General features: G+C 43.1%; 7 protein-coding genes and 1 tRNA gene. 5 read left to right on the top strand and 3 right to left on the bottom strand.

What is annotated here, in order from left to right; translation table 11 throughout:
• Positions 1-354 (bottom strand): hypothetical protein (locus AAGA18_04655; protein MEM9444624.1); only part of this gene is annotated, 354 nt, incomplete at its 3' end.
• A 1,001-nt stretch (positions 355-1,355) separates the two neighbouring features.
• Complete coding sequence (locus AAGA18_04650; protein ID MEM9444623.1) at positions 1,356-2,015, bottom strand: outer membrane beta-barrel protein; 660 nt, start codon at positions 2,013-2,015, stop codon at positions 1,356-1,358.
• A gap of 305 nt (positions 2,016-2,320) precedes the next feature.
• On the opposite strand from AAGA18_04650, the gene infC reads away from it, so the two are divergent.
• The 5 genes from infC (at position 2,321) to AAGA18_04625 (ending at position 5,183) form a co-directional block, all read left to right on the top strand.
• Entirely contained in the window at positions 2,321-2,968 is a 648-nt protein-coding gene (gene infC / locus AAGA18_04645; GenBank protein MEM9444622.1) for a translation initiation factor IF-3, read from the top strand.
• 5 nt (positions 2,969-2,973) lie between these two features.
• Complete coding sequence (rpmI, locus tag AAGA18_04640) at positions 2,974-3,168, top strand: 50S ribosomal protein L35 (protein MEM9444621.1); 195 nt, start codon at positions 2,974-2,976, stop codon at positions 3,166-3,168.
• A gap of 65 nt (positions 3,169-3,233) precedes the next feature.
• Positions 3,234-3,581 carry a 50S ribosomal protein L20 gene (gene rplT, locus AAGA18_04635; protein ID MEM9444620.1) on the top strand — a complete coding sequence of 116 codons (348 nt, stop codon included), beginning with the start codon at positions 3,234-3,236 and terminating at the stop codon, positions 3,579-3,581.
• 115 nt (positions 3,582-3,696) lie between these two features.
• Positions 3,697-4,710 carry a phenylalanine--tRNA ligase subunit alpha gene (gene pheS, locus AAGA18_04630; protein MEM9444619.1) on the top strand — a complete coding sequence of 338 codons (1,014 nt, stop codon included), beginning with the start codon at positions 3,697-3,699 and terminating at the stop codon, positions 4,708-4,710.
• A 391-nt stretch (positions 4,711-5,101) separates the two neighbouring features.
• Positions 5,102-5,183 (top strand) — tRNA-Tyr (locus AAGA18_04625).
• A gap of 5 nt (positions 5,184-5,188) precedes the next feature.
• Here the strand turns inward: AAGA18_04625 and AAGA18_04620 are convergent.
• Positions 5,189-7,768 (bottom strand): hypothetical protein, encoded by a 2,580-nt coding sequence (locus AAGA18_04620; GenBank protein ID MEM9444618.1) that lies wholly within the window; start codon positions 7,766-7,768, stop codon positions 5,189-5,191.
• Position 7,769: the final 1 nt, after the last annotated feature.

Here is a 7,769-nt window from a genome sequence, read left to right as displayed (position 1 = left end):
TTTAATCCGCCCATATTGCGGCAAAGCCGAACAGTCAATGTTGGTGATCACCCGATAGCTTTTGGGGGCCTCTTGAAAACGAATGGTGCCTCCGCTTTTCTCGATCAGATGAGGTTTTTCATACCAGTTAAGGATGGTCATCTTGTTTTTCTTGTCCTTACAGACGGTGATGGAGATATGATCGGGCAGCTTCTTTTTGCTATACCCGGTGGTTTCTTTAAAAGATTGAGCAGAGGCGGTACATACCAAAAAGAGCCCTGGCCAAAGCAAGCCAAGGATGGGTATGTTTAGGTTCATGGATCGTTTCATAGTCGCAGGGTGTTCTATAAAATCAGCAGATACTGTCAAGTTCATTAAAACGTAAAATGTTGATAACTTCCTACAGGAACTCTTTTTCTTACTAAAATGTTGGATGTGTTTTTGAGCCAATTCTTATTGGCGAGAATGTTAAAGTTCTAACCGAGCAGAAATCCTCTTTAATCTTATCCTCCTTATTTTAAACGACTTAGATGGACCCCTTGCTAATGGTAAACATTCTGCAGGGGATGATTTTCCTGAAAGAGATTGGTGACTTATACTCGTCGCGGGTGAGCTATTTTCTTTTCTCATACTTCTGAAAAAAATTTTACAACAGACCCTGAGATATCTATTGACCCAGGAAAAATTTAGAGGAGAGAGGTTGCTTGAATGAGAGCATTGATAGAACGTGCATCGGTTCTTTCCCCTGGGTTGATCCGCTGGATTGATCCCCTGACACCGGCCCCGATCTAAGCGGTATGGTGCTCCGCACGGTTCTATCCAGGCTTTCTCCGATCAAGTCGGAGGGTGACGTGGGGGGGGAGTCGGAGGGGTGAGAAAGGTGTAGAGGTTGGTTCCATTGACCATGCCAAAAGAATAGCCGGAAGGGTGAGAACTATCGGTTGCCGATTCCCTACTTTATTTTTTGCGAAAAGGCTGCCCGAAGCACCACGATTGAAACCCATGTGCCTGATGTATGAAGGTTGCCACTCCACGCGCTTGATAGTTTCTCCTTCCCTTGCCTATAAGGCTATGCTCAGACCATGTGATTGAAATACATCCTCAGTGACTCTCTTTTTTAAGATCAAGCCTTTAGACATCTCATTCAACTTCAATTGCATGATCCGGGTTGAAGAGCGAGAACTTTCTTAGATCAACACAGCCTAGTTTTATCAAGCCATCAAGGATCGAGTCTGGAGAATGAAAAATGGGGCAAGTTATGTCATGGCGTAGAGCTTTACGCGTGTGCCTTTGCTATTATGAGGTAGCTCTAACCCAAACAAAAAGGCCCGCGTGAAGCGAGCCTCTTCGAACAACTGATAAACAATCCGGACTTACTAAAATTTATATTTCAACCCGCCAGCAACGGTATGTTGATGCAGCCAATCCCAGCTGGTAGTTGTTCCCCCGGATGTAAAGTTGCCATCCATAATGCTTAACCACTTATGCTCCACAAAGAGAGCAAAACCTTTGCCCACATCTAGTTGAACACCGTCTAATAACTGCCATGCGAGTAACACATCGTCGTCATCCCCCAACTCCGAATAAACTCCACCTATACCAGCTCCAACATATGGTTCGATAAAGTTATTAAAGAGGTCAAAGCGGACAATACCATTTAATCCAAAGAAAATTGATTCAAGATCTATATCTTCGGAATTATCTAAGTAAAAACTTTCCATCTCCACTGCGGTGGTGATACCCACGTTGCCACCCCACAAAGCGGGTAGTTGCTTGCTATCTATGTCATAACCAATTTTTCCGCCAACCATAGCGCCTATCTCACTATCTAAATCTCCGTTGAAACCTGATTCATCTTGCAGTAAAGTTACACCACCAAAAGCCGAGATGTAGCTGCCCGAAGCATCCGCGTTATTCAAACTCGTGGGTCTTATTCGAGCATTAGAGATAAAACTAGGTTCTTGAGCAAATAGGCTACCTGGTAGAGCAAGGACCCCAACGGCGAGAATCGTTTTTAGATTTCGAAGTGATTTCATGTAAATAATCTCCTTAATTTTGTAACTACAATGAGTTATACAATATTATACGTCAGTCAAGTTAAAAACTTGAGCTTACGTACTGAATTTTGCTTGCCTCGATAAGGAAACATTTTATGATCAAGATCCTCGGTGGGTGAACCGATATAAACTGATAATAGATATGATATTCATAGTACCATCACAAGAAGCGCCATCGCAGTCATGCTGTCTATGCAAATGACACGCTATTCGTTTCGCCCACTTTATCAAATAAATCCCCATATGTGGTATTGCAGCATCTCTGCACCCTCCACTTCAGATGAATCATAACAAGGAGTTCCATTATCCAACATTTACGCACAAACAAAAGAATCCGAGCTCGTCAGATGCTAGTCATAGACCCCAATGGAGAAAAGCTCGGCGTCCTAGAACTACATCAAGCACTCTATAAAGCCAAGCAATACGGTTTGGACCTCGTAGAAGTAAGCCCTCGGTCAAACCCACCAGTTTGTAAAATTCTCGATTATGGCAAATTTAAATACGAAATGTCTAAAAAAGACAAAGAGGCCCGAAAACACAATACCTCTCAAAAGGTCAAAGAGCTTAAATTCCACCTCAATATTGATGGCGGTGATTACATGACCAAGGTGAAAAGAGCTGAGGAATTTATGAGCAAGGGCATGAAAGTGAAGCTCATGATGGTATTCAGAGGACGCGAGATGGGGAAAAAAGGTATGGGCTTCGAACTGGTCAATAAGCTGAAATCAGACCTCGAGCATGTCGGGAGCGCAGATTTTGAACCAAAAATGATTGGCAGAAACATAAATTTAATGTTAACTCCTTTGCCCGCGAAAAAGAGAAAACTTAAATACACAGAAGTAGAACCCGAAGCGGAGGATGAGGTAAGTGTCTCAAGTGAGGCCGCTTCTGTGGAAAAAGCACCCTTAAACGGGGCTCAAACTAAGGGATAAACATTATGTCCTCAAAAACAAGAAAAGCTGTTGCAAAGCGCTTTAAGATTACTGCCAAAGGCAAAGTAATCGGATCAGCCTCTGGACGCCGCCACTTGGCTGCAACCAAAAATCGTAAGCGTAAGCGTAGACTCGCTAAAGCTAAGATTATGTCTGAAGCTGACTATGTTCACATTAAAGACAACCTTCCTTTTGCTTGATTGAGTCAAAGAACTAACTATTAGCAGGTTATTACAAACCTCGAAACCTTTACGGAGATAAAACTATGCCCAGAGCAACCAATGCACCCGCTTCACGTGAAAGAAGAAAACGCGTTATTGATGCCGCCAAAGGCTTTCAGGGAAAGAGAAGCAAACTTTTTCGCTACGCCAAAGACGCTACTTATAAAGCCAAATATTGGGCCTACCGCGACCGCAAGACTCGCAAGCGTAATTTCAGATCACTCTGGAATATACGTATCAATGCAGCGGTTCGTGAACAGGGTATCACTTACAGCCAATTCATCGACGCACTAAAAAAAGCGAATGTTGAACTCGATCGCAAAATTCTAGCAGATCTCGCTATGAATGAGCCTGCCACATTCAAACAAGTGCTCGAAGCTGTTAAGAATTAAATTCCCAATACATTCTTATCATTTTTATCGCTTATCAGAATATCAAGCTTATTAGCTGTCAGGCGGTATGATTCTTTAGCTAGTTCGCTGAGGTGTGGCTTGACGCATTTTTAAAATGATCGAAGAACTTCAAAAAATCCAAACGGAAGCGCAGCAAGAGTTATCCTCCGTGAAAGATGCTTCCGCCTTGGAGCAATGGCGTATTAAATTTCTCAGCCGTCAGGGACTCTTACCCAAAACATTAGAAGGCATGAAGGATGTGCCAAAGGAACAAAGACCTGAGGTTGGCAAAATTAGCAACCAAGTCAAAAGCACCCTCCAATCAGCTTTCGATGATAAAAAAGAAGATTTAGAAGCTGGTTCAGATGAGGATCAATCTTTTGATCCTACTATGCCTGGGGCTCCCGTAAGACAAGGCTCACTGCATGTTCTCACACAGGTCCAGGACCGTATGATTCAAATTTTTCGGCGCATGGGTTTTGCCTTAGCCGAGGGCCCAGAAATAGAAACTGAGTATAACAACTTTGATGCCCTGAACACTCCTGAAGACCATCCCGCACGCAATGAGCAAGACACCTTCTACGTAAAACTTCCTGATCACCCCGTAGAGGGACGTCACCTCTTGCGCACTCATACCTCTACCGTACAAATTCGCACTATGAAGACTCAGAAACCTCCCATTCAAATTATAGCACCCGGGCGTTGCTACAGGAGGGATGAGATCGATGCTACCCATGGAGTTTACTTTCACCAAATGGAAGGACTGCTAGTCGATGAAGGCGTTTCTCTCAGCGATTTGAAGGGAGTGCTAGAATATTTCTTCCATGAGTTTCTAGGCCCCGACACGCTTGTGCGTTTTCGCCCTCACTTCTTCCCCTTCACGGAACCAAGCTTTGAAGTCGACTTCTCAAAACCCGGCTTAAAAATCAGAGGTAAAGAATGGACAGAGATTGCAGGGTGTGGCTTGGTTGATCCAGCGGTCTTCTCTGCTGTCGATATTGACCCTCAAGCCTACTCGGGCTTTGCTTTTGGCATGGGAATTGAACGAATGGCAATGATCATACATGAGATACCCGACTTGCGCTTGTTTTCTGAGAATGACATTAGATTCCTTAAGCAATTTGCGTAGCTGTTAATCTAAACCTCATGAAGTAACAAGGTTTGAACAAAGATAAAAAATAAAATCTTTCAGTTGACGAAATGGGAATCAAAAAGTTTAATACACGATTCCTAATTTTTTAACTCGGATAATGTAATAGAAGTTGAAGGAGATGCGTAAAGGCTAGTGCCACAAGAAAGAGAGAGTTGACGAAGATATACTCAATCACATCGTTTCAGCATAGCTTTTATAAGCAAGCGGAGGCGAGACTATCAAGCTCACGGAGTGCCCTCTTGATAGTATAAGGACATGGGTCTCAGCAGGTGATACCTCTAGGAGATTCCATCATTCTTGGAGCCAAGATCTTGCGCAGTTCTTTTAAGTCTCTCTATTACATCATTCTGGTTTAAAGTTAGATTTCGGGAGGATACCGAAGTGGCCAACCGGGGCAGACTGTAAATCTGCTGTCTTTGACTTCACAGGTTCGAATCCTGTTCCTCCCACTCTTCTAAAATACTGCCACTGATTTTGCCGGCAACCAGCCAACCGACCCGTCAGATAACTCTGCCATTACCCAATCGCCCTTAAGCTGTTTAACTTTTATCTCAAGTGCCTGATGCAAAGGCGCATAATAAGCCGATTGATAAGCATAGCTAGGACCTTTGCGAGCATAAACCTCATCTACAATGATCACTCCACTTTGTTCATGATTCCACGATGTCCAAAGGAGAGAGGCACCTAGCGTAATGGAAACTAAAACCAAACAAATAAGACTGGCCTGAAAAATTCTTGAACGGTAGCGCAACCATATAAGTGCTAAGAGCCATAAACAAGTCCAGCATAATAACAAAACGACTTTCCTCCACTCTTGAGGACTCCTATGCCAACCCATTAGCCATTTACCAAAAATCTCTTTAGAAGAGGCTTGGAAACTGTCTTCATTTAGAGACCTTATCATCTGGATATTATCCTTAAGCTTTTGGTCAAATGGCCTGTAGCGCTGAGCCCGCAAATAAGAAGCTAAAGCACGTCCTGGTTCTTTTGCTTTAAACCAAGCATTGCCCGCATTATACCAGGCCTTAGAAGAGATATAACTGGCTTGAGCAAACTCCTCATAAGCCAGAGCAGCCGTTGCAAAATACTCTTCTGCTCTGAATGAGGATTTCTCCATTTCTTCTAAGCCTAGGGCAAAGTATCGCTCAGCCTTTTGCCAGGATTCATCAGTAGATTGAGCTTCAGCTCGCGACTGCAATAATCCCATTCCAAGCAAACAGATTAATAACACTTGTATTCCTTCATACAAAGCAGAGGCTAGACCTTTTATCTTTCCAATCTCTCGAGTATTGCTCGGCCTGACAACCGCTTCTTTAGCATAGACCTCTCTATCAGCATCAGAGAGAATAGATCCAACTTCACGACAAATATCATCATCGAACCCTTTGTCTCTAAGCAACCTATGGGCGTCGCCTACAGTAAAGCCATTTGCATTTCTGGCAAATAAGCCTGAGAGATATTTTCGAAGCCCTTGGCCTAAAACCCTGTGAGATAAGTCGTCCCTTCTTACTAAATCTAGAAACGACTCATATGCCAATCTTCTCCTAGCGTATATAGGATCTTTGGCTCGTAGGTAGCTCTCTCTCACAAATGGATAACAAGCAAGAAAACAGAGCGGACCCCAAAGTGCCAGAATCCAAAACCATCTATTTAACATTTCCACCATAAAACTGAATATCTGATCCCAAGTGTTGATTGCATAGTTGAACCAAATACCTTTGTCGTTTGACTCAACTGTTGATTTTAATGCATCTAATGATTTGATGTCAAAGTAACGCTCTCCATCATTAGGTAGTACTTCCATATCGATTGGGTTCGATTGAATCATCTTAAAAGCACCAGATACTGAATCTAAGACCTGAAACTCTAAAGAAGGGAACTGTTGAATATCAGCCCTCAAGGGTCGAAGCGTGTATTTAAACTCACGTCCGTTGATCATCCATTTCTCTGAAAACTCTTCGGCGATATGAAATGCATATTTTAAACCTCTCTGCTTCTTGAGGTCGGGCAGTCGGATGAGCTCTGAGCAGGTATCTGCTTTTACTCGAATAAATAGATTCATCAGGCCACCAACTTCTACACTCTGTGGCAGCACCTTTAAGTCGAAATCAACCGGTGCGACTAAGCCCGAGTAACTCTCTCTTTTACCATCTTCAGGCAAGGCCAAAACCTCAATATCAAAGGAGTTGGATCTAGTGTATACTTTTTCGTAGTAATCATCTCTTTCCGGCTGCGTAAAAAGACTATTATTAAAATAGGCGGCGTAATTACCTATTTGGTGCTTTGTTTCGAATAAATGAACACAAGATAAGACAGACTCCTCTATCTTATGGATCCCTTCCCTCTCAAATTGTAAGTACAATGAAAAACTGGCCTGACCTACTATAGAGTTTTGTGTGGGCATCGCTTCGCCGATTTCAGTTCTCCGTTGGGCTATGATACGTTGTCCCCCTATTGGCAAGCCTATAGACAGTTCGTTATCAAGCTCTACTACCCGTGGAACCACTATCTTCACATGATCCTGATGGAAAAAAGAAGGATTCCAATCAAATCCGCGAAGTGCATTTACTTCATACAAGCACTCCCATATTACCTCAACATGTACAGGTTCTCCAACATACACTCGGTTTTTATCGGGATTGATCCTCACAGCCATCTTATCCGTGCGGTAGGGCTGGGAGACTCGCACCTGCTTACCGGGAACTGTTACCATATTACCATCCACATTGAACTTTAAAGCAGCAGTCTTGAGCAACCCCGCCCTCTTGGGAACTACGCTGATATAGGCTGCATATGAGCCCCGCTTGTCTTCATTTAGAGGAAAAAACATGCGATCGATTATGGTAAAATCGCTCATTGATTCAGGGGAAACTAAGATAGGCTCTTTCTCAGCTTCTAGATAAACAACCAGCTCTGCCACTTTACCCTTGAATAGCGATCGATCTACAAGCTGCATTTCAAGGCTGAACAATGACGCCGTGAAGAACATAAATACTGAAAGAAATGAAATGTGAAGGCTGACCGCTTTACTCATA

Source organism: Verrucomicrobiota bacterium (assembly GCA_039192515.1).
Lineage (GTDB): Bacteria > Verrucomicrobiota > Verrucomicrobiia > Methylacidiphilales > JBCCWR01 > JBCCWR01.
This window is presented reverse-complemented; position numbering and strand designations above follow the sequence as displayed.

Coding starts and splice junctions, on each gene's coding strand:
- AAGA18_04650 (MEM9444623.1), bottom strand. CDS start 2,015: ATGAAATCACTTCGAAATCTAAAAACGATTCTCGCCGTTGGGGTCCTT.
- rpmI (MEM9444621.1), top strand. CDS start 2,974: ATGTCCTCAAAAACAAGAAAAGCTGTTGCAAAGCGCTTTAAGATTACT.
- rplT (MEM9444620.1), top strand. CDS start 3,234: ATGCCCAGAGCAACCAATGCACCCGCTTCACGTGAAAGAAGAAAACGC.
- pheS (MEM9444619.1), top strand. CDS start 3,697: ATGATCGAAGAACTTCAAAAAATCCAAACGGAAGCGCAGCAAGAGTTA.
- AAGA18_04620 (MEM9444618.1), bottom strand. CDS start 7,768: ATGAGTAAAGCGGTCAGCCTTCACATTTCATTTCTTTCAGTATTTATG.